The 17,434-nt window shown below is 41.6% G+C and carries 13 protein-coding genes; 2 read left to right on the forward strand and 11 right to left on the reverse strand.

Annotated features, from left to right (window positions below):
• The first annotated feature begins 261 nt into the window (after positions 1 to 261).
• Positions 262 to 939: a DNA mismatch repair endonuclease MutH gene (mutH, locus tag C2M30_RS04315; RefSeq protein WP_105170786.1), complete on the forward strand. Its 678-nt coding sequence runs from the start codon at positions 262 to 264 to the stop codon at positions 937 to 939.
• A gap of 141 nt (positions 940 to 1,080) precedes the next feature.
• Here mutH and eno read toward each other — a convergent pair whose 3' ends face one another.
• From eno to rlmD, 5 genes are all read right to left on the reverse strand, one after another.
• On the reverse strand, positions 1,081 to 2,373 hold the full coding sequence (eno, locus tag C2M30_RS04320; RefSeq protein ID WP_010560758.1) for a phosphopyruvate hydratase: 1,293 nt from the start codon (positions 2,371 to 2,373) through the stop codon (positions 1,081 to 1,083).
• A gap of 105 nt (positions 2,374 to 2,478) precedes the next feature.
• Positions 2,479 to 4,113, reverse strand: coding sequence for a CTP synthase (locus C2M30_RS04325; protein WP_105170787.1), 1,635 nt, complete (start codon positions 4,111 to 4,113; stop codon positions 2,479 to 2,481).
• A 105-nt stretch (positions 4,114 to 4,218) separates the two neighbouring features.
• Positions 4,219 to 5,010 (reverse strand): nucleoside triphosphate pyrophosphohydrolase, encoded by a 792-nt coding sequence (gene mazG / locus C2M30_RS04330; RefSeq protein WP_105170788.1) that lies wholly within the window; start codon positions 5,008 to 5,010, stop codon positions 4,219 to 4,221.
• Entirely contained in the window at positions 5,010 to 7,196 is a 2,187-nt protein-coding gene (relA, locus tag C2M30_RS04335; RefSeq protein WP_105170789.1) for a GTP diphosphokinase, read from the reverse strand. The genes mazG and relA overlap by 1 nt, the downstream gene beginning before the upstream one ends.
• A gap of 5 nt (positions 7,197 to 7,201) precedes the next feature.
• The gene (rlmD, locus tag C2M30_RS04340) at positions 7,202 to 8,524 is read right to left on the reverse strand and encodes a 23S rRNA (uracil(1939)-C(5))-methyltransferase RlmD (RefSeq protein WP_105170790.1); all 1,323 of its coding nucleotides are present in this window, start codon (positions 8,522 to 8,524) and stop codon (positions 7,202 to 7,204) included.
• 91 nt (positions 8,525 to 8,615) lie between these two features.
• Between rlmD and barA the strand changes: the two genes are divergently transcribed.
• The gene (gene barA, locus C2M30_RS04345; RefSeq protein ID WP_105170791.1) at positions 8,616 to 11,387 is read left to right on the forward strand and encodes a two-component sensor histidine kinase BarA; all 2,772 of its coding nucleotides are present in this window, start codon (positions 8,616 to 8,618) and stop codon (positions 11,385 to 11,387) included.
• Positions 11,388 to 11,504: 117 nt separating this feature from the next.
• Here barA and pdxJ read toward each other — a convergent pair whose 3' ends face one another.
• The 6 genes from pdxJ to lepA are packed head-to-tail and all read right to left on the reverse strand — an operon-like array spanning position 11,505 to position 17,281.
• Entirely contained in the window at positions 11,505 to 12,236 is a 732-nt protein-coding gene (gene pdxJ, locus C2M30_RS04350; RefSeq protein WP_105170792.1) for a pyridoxine 5'-phosphate synthase, read from the reverse strand.
• Positions 12,237 to 12,239: 3 nt separating this feature from the next.
• Positions 12,240 to 12,920 (reverse strand): DNA repair protein RecO, encoded by a 681-nt coding sequence (recO, locus tag C2M30_RS04355; RefSeq protein ID WP_100912888.1) that lies wholly within the window; start codon positions 12,918 to 12,920, stop codon positions 12,240 to 12,242.
• Positions 12,921 to 12,930: 10 nt separating this feature from the next.
• Positions 12,931 to 13,857: a GTPase Era gene (gene era / locus C2M30_RS04360; RefSeq protein ID WP_010560766.1), complete on the reverse strand. Its 927-nt coding sequence runs from the start codon at positions 13,855 to 13,857 to the stop codon at positions 12,931 to 12,933.
• Positions 13,847 to 14,524 (reverse strand): ribonuclease III, encoded by a 678-nt coding sequence (gene rnc, locus C2M30_RS04365; protein WP_010560767.1) that lies wholly within the window; start codon positions 14,522 to 14,524, stop codon positions 13,847 to 13,849. Before rnc ends, era begins: the two co-directional genes overlap by 11 nt.
• 18 nt (positions 14,525 to 14,542) lie before the next feature.
• Complete coding sequence (lepB, locus tag C2M30_RS04370) at positions 14,543 to 15,478, reverse strand: signal peptidase I (RefSeq protein ID WP_105170793.1); 936 nt, start codon at positions 15,476 to 15,478, stop codon at positions 14,543 to 14,545.
• 12 nt (positions 15,479 to 15,490) lie between these two features.
• A complete protein-coding gene (gene lepA / locus C2M30_RS04375) occupies positions 15,491 to 17,281 on the reverse strand; it encodes a translation elongation factor 4 (protein WP_010560769.1) in 1,791 nt (596 codons plus the stop codon).
• Positions 17,282 to 17,434: the final 153 nt, after the last annotated feature.

Here is a 17,434-nt window from a genome sequence, read left to right on the forward strand (position 1 = left end):
AAAGCACACTTCTCCACAGATTCTGTGGATAACATTGTTTATATTTGTGTATTTAGTGCATAAATACAGCAGAGCAGTTAGTAAAACCACAACACCATAAAAAATATTTCTTTATATATCAGTTAATTAACCGAGTTAAACACAATAAAATAGGCACATTCAAAAAGCAGTGCATTTTATAACCAAATAAAACAATCCTTTAAGGTTATCCGTAATCGGTAAATTTGCTAAACTGCGATTTTAATTTATCGCGCTTACTGTATGAATAAACCCTTACCACCTGCTAGCACCTCTGAACTTATGACGCGCGTTAACGATATCGCTGGTTTAACGTTAGGAGAAGTAGCAGCAAGCTATGCATTCAACACCCCGGAAAACTTATTAAGAGAAAAAGGCTGGATAGGCCAGCTTATTGAATATGTGTTGGGCGCGACCGCAGCGTCAAAGCCTGAACCTGACTTTGAGCATTTAGGTATAGAACTTAAAACATTACCCATTTCATACAGTGGCAAACCGTTAGAAACAACTTATGTGTCAATTACACCGCTTACCAATTTACACGGTGTAACGTGGCAAAACTCAGTTGTGAAGAAAAAGCTTTCCCATGTTTTGTGGTTACCGATTTTATCTGAGCGCGATCTCGCACCAACCGATCGTATTATCGGAAATGGTTTTTTATGGAAGCCCAGTCAGCAAGAAGAAGCCTTACTAAAAAAAGATTGGGAAGAACTCACTGAAATGATTGCCCTTGGCAATATTGAGCAAGTAAACGGGCATTTTGGCCAAGTACTGCAACTGCGCCCAAAAGCAGCCAATAGCAAAGCACTTACCCAAGCTATTGGACCTAATGGCAAAGAAATTATGACCTTGCCACGGGGGTATTATTTAAAAACAGAATTTACCCGGCAAATATTAGCCGAACAGTTTGGTGCTGGGTAAAAGAAAGCGTTTAGAGTTCAAGATTGAGAGAGAAAATCTGAAATCTGAAATCTGAAATCTGAAACCTGAAACCTGAAACCTACAAAATAAAAAAACCGCTGCAAAACAGCGGTTTTTTTTCAGCTACAAATTAAGTGTCAATTACTGACCTTTAATTTCGCTACGACCATTGTAAATCGCTTTTTCAGCTAGCTTTTCTTCGATACGAAGAAGTTGGTTGTACTTAGCAACACGGTCAGAACGACATAGTGAGCCAGTCTTAATTTGGCCTGCCGCAGTACCTACAGCTAAATCAGCAATAGTTGCATCTTCAGTTTCACCTGAACGGTGTGAGATAACCGCTGTAAAGCCAGCTTCGTGCGCCATTTGAATTGCTTCAAGTGTTTCAGTAAGTGAACCAATTTGGTTGAACTTGATTAAGATTGAGTTACCAATCTTTTCATCAATACCACGCTTTAAGATCTTCGTATTAGTTACGAATAAATCGTCACCAACTAGCTGTACTTTGTCGCCGATCTTATCTGTTAGTACTTTCCAACCTGCCCAGTCGCTTTCGTCTAAGCCGTCTTCAATTGACACAATTGGGTAACGTGCAGAAAGATCCGCTAGGAAGTCAGCAAAACCTTCTGAATCGAATACTTTACCTTCACCTTTCAGGTCGTACTTGCCGTCTGTGTAGAATTCAGATGAAGCACAGTCTAGCGCAAGCGTTACATCTTCATTCATTTTATAGCCAGCAGCTTCAACCGCTTCAACAATTACAGCAAGCGCTTCTTCGTTAGATGATAAGTTAGGTGCAAAACCACCTTCATCACCAACAGCTGTGTTTAGGCCACGTGCACTAAGTACTTTCTTCAGGCTGTGGAAGATTTCTGCACCCATGCGAAGTGCTTCTTTAAAGTTAGGTGCACCTACTGGCTGAACCATAAACTCTTGAATGTCTACGTTGTTATCCGCGTGCTCACCACCGTTGATGATGTTCATCATAGGTACTGGCATTGAGAACTTGCCCGGTGTACCGTTTAGTTCTGCAATGTGTTCGAATAACTCTTGGCCTTTGTCTTGTGCTGCTGCTTTAGCGTTTGCTAGAGAAACAGCTAGAATCGCGTTCGCGCCCAGTTTTTCTTTGTTTTCTGTGCCATCAAGATCAATCATGATGCCATCAATGTCTTTTTGCTGGTGAGAGTTTTTGCCGATTAAAGCGTCAGCGATTGGACCATTGATGAAATTCACCGCATTTAAAACACCTTTACCTAAGTAACGGCTCTTGTCACCATCACGAAGTTCTAGTGCTTCGCGGGTACCCGTTGATGCGCCTGATGGTGCACATGCACGACCCCAAATGCCGTTTGCTAAATGTACTTCAGCTTCAACAGTTGGGTTACCACGTGAATCCATTACTTCACGACCAATGACTTTTACGATTTCAGACATCTTATATCCTCTTTCCCATAAAGGTTGTTGTGCTAAGCCTGCGAAGGGTTCAAAATCACAGGCAGTTAAAATAAAAAAGCCGCGACACAGGTCACGGCTTAGTAATTAATTTTCGTCTTTTTGTTGCGCGTATGCTGCACCCACGAAGCCTTCAAATAAACGATGGCCATCGCGAGGTCCTGAGGTAAACTCAGGGTGGAACTGAGCTGCTACAAACCAAGGGTGGTTTGGATGCTCAATCATTTCAACTAGCTTTTTATCTTCTGATAAGCCAGAGAACACCAAGCCTGCTTTCTCAAGTTGCTCAACATAGTGGTTATTCACTTCATATCTGTGGCGGTGACGTTCGAAAATTTCTGCTGCGCCGTATACTTCACGCGCTTTAGTGCCTTCAACTAAGTGACACTTTTGCGAACCTAAACGCATTGTCCCGCCAAGGTCAGACTCTTCAGAACGTTGTTCAACGTTACCCTCTTTATCTAACCACTCAGTAATTAAGCCAATTACTTTATGTTCAGCGTCCGCATCGAATTCAGATGAGTTTGCGCCTTCAAGACCAGCAACATTTCGTGCAAATTCAATTAAAGCAACCTGCATACCTAAACAAATACCTAGGTATGGTACTTTGTTTTCACGTGCGTATTGTGCAGTTAAAATCTTACCTTCAACACCACGGCCACCAAAGCCACCTGGTACTAAGATACCGTCAAGACCTGCAAGCATCTCAACGCCTTTTGTTTCAACGTCTTGTGAGTCTACATACTTAATATTAACCGTTACACGGTTCTTAAGACCTGCATGCTTAAGTGCTTCGTTAACTGATTTGTAGGCATCTGGCAATTCAATGTATTTACCAACCATACCAATCGTTACTTCACCGTTTGGATTAGACTCTTGATATAAAACTTGTTCCCACTCAGCAAGATCCGCTTCAGGTCTTTCAATGTGGAAACGACGACATACTAAATCATCAAGACCTTGCGATTTAAGCAGCGCAGGAATTTTATAAATGCTGTCGACATCTTTTAATGAGATAACGGCTTTTTCTTCTACGTTAGTGAATAACGCAATCTTCGCACGCTCATTCGCAGGAATTTGGCGATCTGAACGACAAATAAGAATATCAGGCTGAATACCAATCGAACGTAACTCTTTTACTGAGTGTTGTGTTGGTTTTGTTTTCACTTCGCCCGCAGCACCAAGGAAAGGCACTAGTGTTAAGTGCATATATAGTGCAGCTTCACGGCCAAGCTCAGTACCAAGTTGACGTAATGCTTCAAGGAAAGGTTGTGATTCAATATCACCTACCGTGCCGCCAACTTCAACGATAGCAACATCATAACCTTCTGCACCATCCAGTACACGGCGTTTGATATCGTTTGTAATATGTGGAATAACTTGAATAGTTGCGCCAAGGAATTCACCACGACGCTCACGACGTAATACGTCTTCAAATACACGACCCTGCGTAAAGTTGTTACGCTTGGTCATTTTGGTGCGAATAAAACGCTCATAGTGACCTAAGTCTAGGTCAGTTTCAGCACCGTCTTCAGTAACAAATACTTCACCGTGCTGAATAGGGCTCATAGTGCCAGGATCAACATTAATGTAAGGATCAAGCTTTAGAATCGTTACGTTTAGACCGCGCGCTTCTAAAATTGCAGCCAATGATGCTGCAGCAATACCTTTACCCAAGGAGGAAACGACCCCGCCTGTAACGAAGATAAATTTTGTATTCATGTGAACCCTAAGATGTCAGGAATTAATAGACAATATTGCCGTTAAAGGCAATCAACAAGACGGGAAAACATTATACTAAAAGTTGCCATTTTGCTCAAATGAAATTTACGCTTTCTCAAGCTTTTTAACACGCTGCCAAACCGCTTCCATTTCTTCAAGGCTTGCTTCTTTCATTGGTTTTGATTTCGTAATGGTTAATTCAACCGAATTAAAACGCCTTACAAACTTATTATTAGCGTTACGCAGTACCTGCTCAGCGTTAAACCCTAAATGGCGAATTACATTTACTAAAGCAAAAAGTAAATCCCCCAACTCTTCAGCTAACTTTTCATCTGGCCCGTGTGATTCTAACTCTTCGCGTACTTCTTGAAACTCTTCTTCTACTTTATCAAGCGCGCCTTTGACTGATGGCCAATCAAAGCCAACACTGGCAACTCGTTTTTGAATTTTTTGCGCGCGAGTCAACGCTGGTAATCCATGTGGGATATCATCGAGGGTATTCGTTTTTGACTTTTGTTTACGCTCAGCCGCTTTTTGTTCTTCCCAATTTTCTTTTAACTGCGCTTCAGAAAACACCTCTTGATTGGTAAATACATGAGGGTGGCGGCGCACTAATTTATCGCAAATGGCCGCAACAATATCGTCAAAGTTAAATAACTGCTGCTCTTTGCCAAGTTGGGCATAAAAGATAATTTGAAACAATAAATCACCCAACTCATCTTTAAGTTCAAGTAAATCCTCTCGCTCAATGCAATCAGCTACTTCATAGGCCTCTTCAAGAGTGTGCGGCACAATTGAGGCGAAATTTTGCTGCAAGTCCCAAGGGCAACCACCATCGGGGTCACGCAGTTTACTCATTATATTAAGCAGAATTTCAATATTATGACTTTGACTCATTAGGTTCTTACCGCCGAAAAAACGCCATCAACTTGCGATAGCTTAACTAACAATTTATTCATCTGCTCAATATTGTTGATTTCAATCTTCATTTCAAAAATCGCGGTTTGACGCGCATTATTGGTTTGCAGATTCATATTCAGCACATTGGTTTTCTCATTAGCAAGCACTGACGAGATATCACGCATCAACCCTTGGCGATCGTTTGCTTCAATGCGAATCGTTACCGCATAGTGTTCACACACTTCATCAGCCCAGCTCACATCAATAAAACGCTCTGGAAATTGGCTTCGTAAATGTTCTAACTGCTCACAGTCACTTCGATGCACTGCAATGCCGCGCCCTTGAGTTATAAACCCTTGTACGCTATCGCCCGGCACTGGTTCACAACACTTAGCAACATGGCTTAATAGACTGCCTACACCATCAACAACAATACCGTTTTTATCGCCCTTGCGCGGTTTTGTTGATTTACGGAACTTAGGGAGCTCATCATCTTGCGGTAGATGTTTATTTTGTAAAAAGTTAATCAGCTGGTTTATGCGCACATCGGCCGCGCCAACCGCAACTTGTAAATCTTCTATCGAATTCAAGTTAAAACGCGTTAATGCTGCTTTTAAATCTTTGGTTTGCAAGCTCAGCTTAGCAAGTTCCGCATCCAAAATTTCTTTACCAGCGGCAAGGTTTTTATCGCGGTCTTGTTGCTTGAACCAGTGATGAATTTTAGAACGTGCACGTGACGATTTTACATACCCTAAAGACGGGTTTAACCAATCACGACTTGGATTAGGTTCTTTCTGCGTAAGAATTTCAACTTGGTCGCCAGTGTGAAGCTCATGAGTAAACGGCACAATTTTGCCGAACACTTTTGCACCGATACAGCGGTGTCCAACATTCGAGTGAATGTAATAAGCAAAATCAAGCGGTGTCGCGCCCTTTGGTAAGTCGAGAATATCGCCGCGCGGCGTAAATACGTATACACGGTCTTCCACAACTTGGTTTTTAAGCTCTTCAGCAAACTCTTCGTCGTCGACAACTTCTTCTTGCCACTGTAGTAACTTTCTTAACCAACTGATTTTTTGTTCGTAACCTGAGTTTTTACCCGGCAATGAACCTTCTTTATAAAGCCAGTGTGCGGCAACCCCAAGCTCTGCATCTTGGTGCATCGCTTGGGTGCGAATTTGAATTTCAACAGTTTTGCCTTCGGGTCCAAATACAACCGTGTGAATAGATTGGTAACCATTAGCTTTTGGTGTAGCAATGTAATCATCAAACTCTTTATTGAGATGACGCCAGTTCGTATGCACAATACCTAGCGCTGCATAGCAATCTTGTAATTCGTTAACCACTACGCGCATAGCGCGAATATCAAAGAGCTGATCAAACTCGTAATTTTTGTTTTGCATCTTTTTATAGATGCTGTAAATGTGTTTCGGTCGACCGTAAACTTCGGCTTCAATACCTGATTCAGCAAGCTTAGCTTTTACTAATGCCACCATATTGCTCATGTAACTTTCACGCGCAATGCGCTTATCATCGAGTAATTTAGCGATTTCCTTGTATTTTTCTGGATGAAGGTAACGCAGTGAAAGATCTTCAAGCTCCCACTTTAATTGACCAATACCCAAACGGTTCGCCAGTGGTGCAAAGATGTTGTCCGTTTCTTTGGCGGCAATTACCCGCTCTTCTTCAGAGGCGTTTTTTAGTTCGCGTAACAAACACACTTGCTGCGCGAGTTTTATTACCACAGCGCGCACATCTTCCACCATTGCCAATAGCATACGGCGAATATTATCAATTTGCGTACTGCCTTTGCCCTGGAAACTTAGCGCACCGAGCGCCGCCATTTGTTCAACACCTTTTAGAAGCTCTACAACAGATCTTGAAAAATGTTTGCTTAAGTGTTCTTTAGCGAGCTTGCCGTTTAAATAAAGCGGCGTTAGAAATGCGGTTAACAGGGTTTCGGCATCCATATTAAGCTCTGCAAGAATTTCGACAATTTCTTTGCTAGCAGGCAAACTGCTTTCAAATTCGTCGTCTAATTTTTTTTGCTCGCAATATGCTAGGCAATAATCATAAGCACGCTCAAGCTGCTGTTGCTTATCGTCGCTTAAGGCCAACATCTCTAGCCACGCTTGAAAGCCCTCTAGATTAGCAAGTAAGTGCGATTGCCTAATGGATACCATGTCTATTAATTCTCCTTTTCAAACAACGCCATCGTTTCAATATGGGACGTATTAGGAAACATATTCATCAATGAAATTTTACTCACCTTAAAGCCAGCGTTAATTAAAAGCTTGCTGTCACGCGCCATGGTTACTGGGTCACATGCAACGTAAAGTATACGAGAAAAACGCTTTAATTTAAGTTGAGTTAGAATATCAAACGCCCCCATACGCGATGGGTCTAGCAATAGTACCGAATACTCACGATTAAACCAGTCTTGCGACTTAATATTTTCAGATAAATCTTGGCAATAGAAATCGATATTGGTTAGTTGGTTATGTGCTGCGTTGCGTTTGGCAAGCTCAATTGCCGAAGCGACCCCTTCCACCCCAACAACACTATTCGATTGTGTTGCAAGTGGTAAGGTAAAATTACCCACACCGCAGAATAAATCGAGTACATTGTCTTGTTTAGTGAGATTCAGCCACGTAAGTGCCTGTTTAATCATAGCTTGATTAACCTCGGCATTGACTTGAATAAAGTTATCAAAACCAAAAAACAAGGTTAATTGATAATCATCCAACTGGTAGTAAGGTAATTCATCGCCTGTAAAAGTACCTTTTTCACTATTTAGCACCAACTGCCAATCATTTTCATGGCAAATACGCTGGAGCTTTGCAATATCGCTATCTTCTAGCGGCTTAGTGTGGCGCACAATTAAATAGTTACCGCTTTGCACCGAACACAATTGCAAATGTGAAATCGCATCACCCGCCTTCAACTCTGGGAGCAAGTTACGTATTTCGGTAAAAACCGATTGCCAAGGTTTAACGAGCACGTCGCAGCGTTCGATATTAATGATTTTCTTTGATTGCTTTTGTCTGTAGCCAACCAAAAAGTTATCTTTTTGCTTATCGTAAATCACCGCAATACGGCCACTACGACGATAATGAGTCGGGTTGCTTGCTAACGCATCACACCAAGGTAAATTATTTACCTCGGCGAATTTTTCAAACAATTTAGTTACTGCGGCCTGTTTTTCAATTACTTGCTGAGAAACTTCTAAATGCTGCAATTGGCAACCGCCACATTGACCGTAATGTTGGCAAAATGGCGCAACGCGATGCTCGCTTGGCGTAATCACTTTTACGGTTTGGTATTTTTCGAACTTACTTTTATTCGCCAATTGTTTAGCTAAAACAGTTTCGCCTGTTATTGCCCCTTCAACAAATGCCACTTTTTTATTGCTACGCGTTACACCTAGCCCTTCATGGTTCATTGAGTCGATGTTTAATGTTTGTTTCTCTACTGAAAGTTGCTTTTTTTGCGGTTTAAAAAACCTTGCCACTGTGATTACCCTATAAATTGTTTGCCTAATATCGCTTTAGTCTTTAACCTTAACTCAGTGTCATAATAATTTATTATAACAATCGCACCCGATGAGTAGATTTGGCTTAAGAGACTGGATAATACTATTAACTTTAGTACCCACCTTAACGGTAGGTATTATCCTAGGCAGTTATTTTACCTTAACTCGCTATCAAGAACTTAACGATTTTCTCACAGAACAAGGGCAAACCATTTCCACGCCGCTGGCAAAAGCCATAGAGCATGCGCTAAACAGCAACAATATTGTTGAATTAAAGTCGGTTATTAGTGATACACACAATCAACACGCTCCACTCATAAAATCAATTGTATTATTCAATGCCGATCATGAACTTATTCTCACCAGTAACTATTACCCAGAGATAGAAGAGTTTAAATTTGAAAACGGCAACGCATTGCCAAAACAGCTTTACATTAAACAATTTGATAAAAGCATTCTGTTTTCGCTTCCAATTTTCGATAAAAACGCACTGTCACAAGACAGCTTATTAATTTCCCAACATTTACCAGTAAAAGCCTATGTAAACGTAGAAATTAGTAACGACCGCGCAGTGATTGCGCGCCAAAGTGCTTTGCTGTTTAGTATTGTGATTATTGGTTTAGCCGTAGCCATCGCGTTAGTAATTGCGTTTCGTTTTTCTAATCGCTTAAGTGATCCAATCAAAAAGCTGGTGTTTGCGGTTGATCAGCTAAAAAGTGATGAATTAGAAACCGGACTCGATGAGCGTATGGCAGGCGAGTTTGAAATTTTAAGACGCGGCCTTAACGATATTTCGGCCAATATGGTTACGCAAAAAGATGAAATGCAGCGCCATATCGACCAAGCTATTAGCGACTACCGCGAAACGCTTGAACAATACGAAACACAAAATATTAAGCTAAATTTTGCCAAACGCGAGGCGCAAAGAGCAAACCAAGTTAAATCTGATTTCTTAGCGAAAATGAGTCATGAGCTCAGAACGCCGCTTAATGGTGTTATTGGCTTTACCCGCCAGTTATCTAAAACACCACTCAATAAGCACCAAAAAGATTACCTCGATACCATTGAATTTTCGGCAAAAAGCCTGCTCACAATTATTAGTGATATTCTAGATTTCTCTAAGCTTGAAGCGGGTGCAATGGAACTTGAGCATATTCATTTTCAATTGCGCGACACCATTAACGAGGCACTCACTTTATTAGCACCGAACGCCCACGAAAAGCACATTGAATTATCGCTATATGTTGCTGATGGGATTTCCGATCATGTAATAGGCGACCCTACCCGCTTTAAACAAATTTTAATCAACCTTATTAGTAACGCGATTAAGTTTACTGACAATGGTAGCGTTACTATTGACGTAACCGGCCGTATGTTAAGCGACCATAAGCAAGCACTGCTTATTTCTGTCAAAGACACCGGCATTGGCATCGATAGCAATAAACAAGATTCGCTGTTTTTGGCGTTTGGTCAGGCCGATTCCAGCATTACTCGTAAGTTTGGTGGTACCGGTCTTGGTTTGATTATTACCAAACACTTAGTTGAAGCAATGGGCGGTAAAATTTCCTTAAATTCAGCGCTAGGCAAAGGCAGTTGCTTTACCTTTAATGCTGAACTTGAAATTCCAAAACACCAATATGCGGTAGATTTACCACTTGGTCCGTTAGAGCAAAAACGCGTGTTATTCTTTGAACCGTTTGAACACAGCTTTGAAGCCGGCAAAGAATTATTAGAAAGCTGGCAGTTAAATGTGACTGCATGTGCAACATTTGGCGAATTGGAAGAAGCGCAAAATCAGGCGTTTAATTTTGATATTGGCCTGCTTGCTGTGAACATTGACCCCAACGACCTACACGCATGCCGCGAACTAATTAAGCGTGCACGGGAAAAATGTGATTACCTATACGTATTAGTTAATACCATATCGCATAGCTATCGCGAGGTGGTGATTAATGCCGGCGCCGATGCGTGTTTGTCAAAGCCAATGAACCATCGCAAGCTGTGCCATACACTTGCCGCCCCATACAGACTTGATCACCCAACTATTAGCACTCCGGCAACAGATAAAGAAACATTGCCATTAAAAGCACTTGTGGTGGATGATAACGACGCTAACTTGCGCTTAATGTGTGCACTACTGCGCGACAAAATTGAAAGTTTTGATACCGCACATAATGGAGCACAAGCGGTTAGCCTTGCAAAAAGCCGTAAGTACGATGTGATACTGCTTGATATTCAAATGCCGATTATGGATGGCGTAACCGCATGCAAACTCATTTTAGAATCGTCTCTTAATGAGCAAACACCGATTATTGCCGTGACTGCGCATGCACTTGCTAGTGAAAAAGAGTCGCTGTTAAGCAATGGCTTTACCAGTTACCTAACCAAACCAATCGATGAAGAAATTTTAATGAAAACCATCGCAGAGTTTGGTTCAAAAGATTATCAACCGAAAGTACAACCCGCCAAATTAATTAGCAGTGAACCACCGTTTTCGAGCAATATGATTGATTGGCAGTTAGCATTACAGCGCGCTGGCGGAAAAGAAGATCTCGCGAACGAAATGCTAAGCATGTTATTGCTTAGTATTCCCGAAACACAAAAGTTAATTAGCGAAGCCTTTGGCGATAGTGACAGCAAAGAGCTATTAAGTATTATCCATAAATTTCATGGCGCCTGTTGTTACACTGGCGTGCCCAAAATCAAAAACCTAGCTGAAACTATCGAAACTGCGTTAAAACAAGCACAAGCGCTTAAAGACATCGAACCAGAAATATTTGAACTGCAAGATTGTTTATCGAGTTTAATGCAAGATGCTGGGGCAATTCAGAGTGTAGAGTAAAAGTTTACCGTTAAAGTAGACTTAAGATTTTGACGGGGACTTGTGAGTTTAATCTCTTCTAAATAATGGAATAAGTGCTGGAATGTCGCTGCTGCTAAAAGCAGCGACAAACACAATTTACATTCTTGCTTCTAGCATTAAGCGTTTCATATCTGAAACGGCTTTTGCTAAGCCATCAATCGCTGCACGCGCAATAATTGCATGGCCAATATTAAGCTCGTAAATTTCTGGAATGGCGGCGATTGGTTTTACATTATGATAATGCAAACCGTGACCTGCGTTTACGGTTAAACCTAAATCTGCTGCGTATTTACAACCAGCGGCGATACGCGAGAGTTCTTCATCACGGTCTTTATCGTTTTCAGCGTCTGCATACGCGCCGGTATGAATTTCAACAAATGGCGCTTTTACTCGAGCACAGACATCAAGTTGCGATTCAATTGCATCAACAAACAGCGATACTTTAATACCGGCTGCACTGAGTTTTGCTACTGCATCGGCAATTTTTGCTTCGTTGCCAATCACATCTAGGCCGCCTTCGGTGGTAAGCTCTTCACGTTTTTCTGGCACTAAACATACGTATTCTGGATTTACCTCAAGCGCTATACCTATCATTTCATCGGTAACGGCCATTTCTAAATTCATACGTGTTTGAATGGTTTTTGCCATTACATATACATCACGGTCTTGAATATGACGGCGGTCTTCACGTAAGTGAATAGTAATACCATCTGCACCAGCGTGCTCTGCAACGGTTGCTGCATGTGCTGGGTCTGGAAATTGCGTGCCACGGGCTTGTCTTAACGTTGCGATATGGTCAACATTGACCCCTAATAAAATATCTTTCATAAATTAAGATCCAAATAATTCTCGGCTTTTCAGTTTTTTATACCCTAAAAGCGGATTAAGTAAATAGCGTGCCAGTTGTTTTGCTAATGTACGCGTTAGCTTATCAGAAAAGTCTAAGCATGCAATTTGTTGTATTTGCTTTCCACTTAAACCTCGGCGACTACCTTTTAACGACAACCAACCCAGTTCATTTTGATACTGGTAGTACGTATCATCTTTCAATTCAGAGCCGTGAGCGTCAAAAGAAAAATCTAACCCTACACCTAGCGCTTCTAATAATTGAAATTCAAACGAACGTAAAATGGGTTCGTAGTCTTCATCATTCGCTAACTGTGTTAGATGCTGATGATACAGCTCATATATTTCATCAAGTGGTTCATTGATAGGTGTTAAGCGAGCGGTCAATTCGTTGAGATAAAAACCACAGTACAAGGCTTTATTTTTGAGTGCGACAAGGCTCTCTAGTTCGTATTGGTTTAAGTATTTGATATCGCCTTTGCCAACATATTGTACGCTAAGGCGACTAAATGGTTGTAGATTGGCTTTTTGTTTGATGCTATTGCGGCCCTTCACACGAGCCAACAAGCGGATATGACCAACACCTTGTACCAACAAGTCCAACATTAACTGCGAGTCGCTAAATGGACGTGAATGCAGTAAATAAGCTGGCACAAAGTGTTGCATTGATTAGGCCTTAGTCTTCACCATAGCCTAAGCTGCGAAGTGCGCGTTCATCATCAGCCCAACCTGATTTCACTTTTACCCAAAGTTCTAAGAACACTTTATTATCAAGCATATCTTCAAGATCTTTACGTGCTTCGCGGCCGATTACTTTAAGCTTTTCGCCTTTATTACCAATCACCATGCGTTTTTGTGTTTGGCGCTCAACCAAAATTAAGCCATTAATTTGCCAAACGCCGTTATCCATCCATTTAAACTGTTCAATTTCAACAGTCACGGAATACGGTAGCTCGTCACCCATAAAGCGCATTAATTTTTCGCGGATCACTTCTGCCGCTAAAAAGCGCATTGAGCGATCGGTTACGTAATCTTCTGGGAAGTAAAATTCACATTGAGGCAAAGTGTTATGAACGTGCTGTTTGATTTGCTCAACGCGTTTGCCATGCTTTGCTGAAATTGGGATCATATCAAGGAAATTACCTTTCGTTGCTAACCACTGCAAATGTGGTAGTAACTCTTCTTTTTCCTTAACGTTATCTTCTTTGTTAATAGCAAGAATGACAGGCACGCCACTGCCCATTACCTTAGTAAGTACCATCTCATCGTCGTCTGTCCAACGGGTACCTTCAACCACAAAGATAATCAGTTCCACGTCACCAATTGAACTTGATGCAGCGCGGTTCATTAAACGGTTAATTGCGCGTTTTTCTTCGCTGTGAAGACCTGGAGTATCAACATACACGGCTTGGTATTTGCCTTCAGTATGAATACCCATAATGCGGTGACGCGTAGTTTGCGGCTTACGTGAAGTAATACTCACTTTTTGCTCAACCAAACGGTTTAACAGCGTTGATTTACCCACATTTGGGCGGCCCACAATGGCAATCATGCCACAGTGAGTATCAATTGGCGCATCTAACAGGTCTTTATCAAGCGTCATCTTTAATCATCTTCAATGCAAGCTCAGCTGCTTTTTGTTCTGCTTTACGACGCGAACTTCCTTTAGCTACTACTTGAGGTTTATTCTCAATTAAGCACTCAACCGTAAATACTTGGTTGTGCGCTTGGCCTTTCGTATCAATTACATTATAGCTAGGCAGAGGGATCTTGCGGGCTTGCAGATACTCTTGTAGCAAGGTTTTTGGGTCTTTTTGATTATGCCCTGGGGTAATTGCTTGTAAACGCGTTTGATACCAGTTAAGTACTAATTCACGACATGTTTCAATGTCTGAATCTAAAAATACAGCACCTATAATTGCTTCAACGGCATCAGCAAGCGTTGATTCACGGCGATAACCACCGCTTTTCAGCTCACCCGGACCAAGGCGAAGAAAATCGCCAAGTTCAAATTCCACACCAAATTCCGCCAATGTTTGACCGCGTACTAGCGTTGAGCGCATACGGCTTAAATCGCCTTCACGGGCTTTTGGAAATTGATGATACAAAGCATCAGCTATAACGAAGCTCAAAATCGAGTCACCTAAAAACTCAAGGCGCTCATTGTGAGCACCTCGGTAACTTCTATGGGTCATTGCTTGCTCTAGCAAGCGAACGTCGTTAAAGCTGTAACCTATCTTCTTAAATAATAAGTTTACGTCTTTAGTCATTATTAACTTGTTAAAAGATTATTGAATTTTGCCAAGGCGTTCAAAGCGCACACCAGTTGGCACCCAAGACGGTAATAAACTGTCTTCGTCTTCTGAAAAAGTAAAGCTCATCCAAATAAATACTGCTTTACCTACTAAATTTTCTTTTGGTACAAAACCCCAAACACGGCTATCTTGGCTGTTATCGCGGTTATCACCCATTGCAAAATAATGGCCTTCTGGTACACGCCACTCGTCTTGTGCCGTACCCGCTTGCTGATAATAGCGACCTGATAGTTCAGGCATTGCTGGGTTAATTAAAATATCGTGTGTTAAACCTGAAAGCTGTTCTGTCGCGCGAATTTGTGGCACACCAGCGAGCATAAACTCACCTTGATTTACCAGTTCACGTTCCATTTTATTAAACTGACCACAAGTTAAGCCTTGGCTATCACTTTGCTCTGCATCACATTTAGGTTTAATGTAAATTTCTTTATTGCGATAAATAATGGTATCGCCCGGTAAACCCACTACACGTTTAATAAAATCAATTTTATCGTCTTCTGGGTATTTAAATACAAACGGGTCACCACGCTCTGGCGTGCCAACATCCATCAGTTGCGAGCGCCAAACTGGGTCTTTTACACCATAAGAGTATTTTTCCACCAGAATGAAATCACCTTTTAACAAGGTTGGCATCATTGAGCCCGATGGAATTTGAAACGGTTCATACAAAAACGAGCGGAAAATAGTAATGGCGGCAACCATAGGAAAAATCGACTGCGCTGTTTCAGCAATTGAATGCTGCGGTGCAATCTGCTCGATCACTTCTTCGGTTAACGGCACACCACTTGCGCCTTGCGCCACGGCAATACGCTCTTTACGCTTAGGCGCGTAAACTAAGTGATCGATTAACCAAATTAGGCCCGAACCTAAGGTCAACAATACTAAAAATATTGAAAAATAACCCGCCATGTCATTAACTCCTTACTTGCCCACTTTCAAAATGGCTAGGAAGGCGTCTTGAGGTACTTCAACATTACCGAGTTGTTTCATACGCTTTTTACCTTCTTTTTGTTTTTGTAATAGCTTTTTCTTACGTGATACGTCACCACCGTAACACTTCGCGATTACGTTTTTACGAAGTTGTTTTACAGTAGTACGTGCAATTACGTGCCCGCCAATGGTTGCTTGAATCGCAATATCGAACATCTGACGCGGAATAAGCTCTTTTAATGCTTCCGCTAATTGACGACCACGTGATTGAGATGCATCACGGTGACAAATAATTGCCAGTGCATCAACACGGTCACCATTGATAAGAATATCAACGCGAACCATATCGGCTGGTTGGAAATGCTTAAAGTTATAATCAAGAGACGCAAAACCACGACTGGTTGACTTCAATTTATCAAAGAAATCCATTACTACTTCACCCATTGGCATTTCGTAAGTAATCGCTACTTGGTTGCCGTGATAAGCCATTTTTGTTTGCATACCGCGTTTTTCAACGCACAGGGTAATTACGTTACCAAGGTACTCTTGTGGCACAAGAATATTTGCTTCAACGATTGGCTCACGAATTTCTTCAATATTACCAACTGGCGGTAAATCAGATGGGTTGTCGATGTGAATAACGTTGCCGCCCTTTTCAACAATCTCATACACTACCGTTGGTGCAGTAGTAATAAGGTCCATGTCGTATTCGCGCTCTAAACGCTCTTGGATAATTTCCATGTGTAGCATACCCAAGAAGCCACAACGGAAACCAAAACCTAGCGCAGTTGAGTTTTCTGGCTCATAGAATAACGACGCATCGTTTAAGCTTAGTTTTGATAACGCATCACGGAAGCTTTCGTATTCGTCTGATGAAATTGGGTACATACCCGCATACACTTGCGGTTTTACCTTTTGGAAACCCGGTAATGGAGCATCAGCTGGCTGACGTTGCAAGGTGATGGTATCACCTACTGGTGCACCGTGAATATCTTTAATACCCGCGATAACAAAACCTACTTCACCCGTTCTTAACGTGCCCGTTTCAGTTTGTTTTGGCGTGAAGATACCTACTTTGTCGGCAATGTGAACTTGACCATTTGACATGATCTGGATTTTATCGCCTTTTTTCAGCTCGCCGTGTTTAATACGCACAAGTGATACAACGCCCTGGTATGGGTCAAACCATGAATCGATAATCAGCGCTTGTAATGGCTTTTCTGGATCACCTTCTGGTGGTGGAATATTTTTAACAATGTCTTCAAGTACCGCGTCGATACCTAGACCTGTTTTTGCACTACACTGAGTTGCACCCGTTGCATCAATACCTACGATATCTTCAATTTCTTCTGACACGCGATCAGGATCAGCTTGCGGTAGGTCGATTTTATTTAGAATTGCGAGTACTTCTAAATCCATTTCAATCGCGGTGTAACAGTTAGCAACTGTTTGTGCTTCTACACCTTGACCAGCATCAACTACTAATAATGCACCTTCACACGCTGCTAATGAACGCGAAACTTCATAGGTAAAGTCAACGTGTCCAGGTGTGTCGATAAAGTTTAGTTGGTATGTTTCGCCATCGTTAGCAGTGTAGTTTAGCGTAACACTTTGCGCTTTAATGGTAATACCACGCTCACGCTCAAGGTCCATTGAATCCAGTACCTGCTGTTGCATTTCGCGATCAGATAAACCACCACAGACTTGGATTAAACGATCCGATAAAGTCGATTTACCGTGATCAATGTGGGCAATAATAGAAAAGTTACGAATGTGCTTCATATGTTGGATTCAATACTTCTAAATAAATAGGGTTCAAAATCAAAACGCCGATTTTACCCTTAATTTGGGCTAATCACCATTAATTTGCGTGATTGGTAAGCTGATTGGGTGAATTTTTTTTATTTTAATGCGATTTTTAAGTCCCGTTTGCTT

The organism is Pseudoalteromonas sp. T1lg24 (assembly GCF_002964745.1).
GTDB lineage: Bacteria > Pseudomonadota > Gammaproteobacteria > Enterobacterales > Alteromonadaceae > Pseudoalteromonas > Pseudoalteromonas spongiae.

Bases quoted from the DNA above. Each gene is read 5' to 3' on its own strand.
- era (WP_010560766.1), bottom strand. From the start codon at position 13,857: ATGACGCTTGATAAAGACCTGTTAGATGCGCCAATTGATACTCACTGT.
- lepB (WP_105170793.1), bottom strand. From the start codon at position 15,478: ATGGCGGGTTATTTTTCAATATTTTTAGTATTGTTGACCTTAGGTTCG.
- mutH (WP_105170786.1), top strand. From the start codon at position 262: ATGAATAAACCCTTACCACCTGCTAGCACCTCTGAACTTATGACGCGC.
- mazG (WP_105170788.1), bottom strand. From the start codon at position 5,010: ATGAGTCAAAGTCATAATATTGAAATTCTGCTTAATATAATGAGTAAA.
- pdxJ (WP_105170792.1), bottom strand. From the start codon at position 12,236: ATGAAAGATATTTTATTAGGGGTCAATGTTGACCATATCGCAACGTTA.
- recO (WP_100912888.1), bottom strand. From the start codon at position 12,920: ATGCAACACTTTGTGCCAGCTTATTTACTGCATTCACGTCCATTTAGC.
- barA (WP_105170791.1), top strand. From the start codon at position 8,616: ATGAGTAGATTTGGCTTAAGAGACTGGATAATACTATTAACTTTAGTA.
- eno (WP_010560758.1), bottom strand. From the start codon at position 2,373: ATGTCTGAAATCGTAAAAGTCATTGGTCGTGAAGTAATGGATTCACGT.
- rnc (WP_010560767.1), bottom strand. From the start codon at position 14,524: ATGACTAAAGACGTAAACTTATTATTTAAGAAGATAGGTTACAGCTTT.
- lepA (WP_010560769.1), bottom strand. From the start codon at position 17,281: ATGAAGCACATTCGTAACTTTTCTATTATTGCCCACATTGATCACGGT.
- C2M30_RS04325 (WP_105170787.1), bottom strand. From the start codon at position 4,113: ATGAATACAAAATTTATCTTCGTTACAGGCGGGGTCGTTTCCTCCTTG.
- relA (WP_105170789.1), bottom strand. From the start codon at position 7,196: ATGGTATCCATTAGGCAATCGCACTTACTTGCTAATCTAGAGGGCTTT.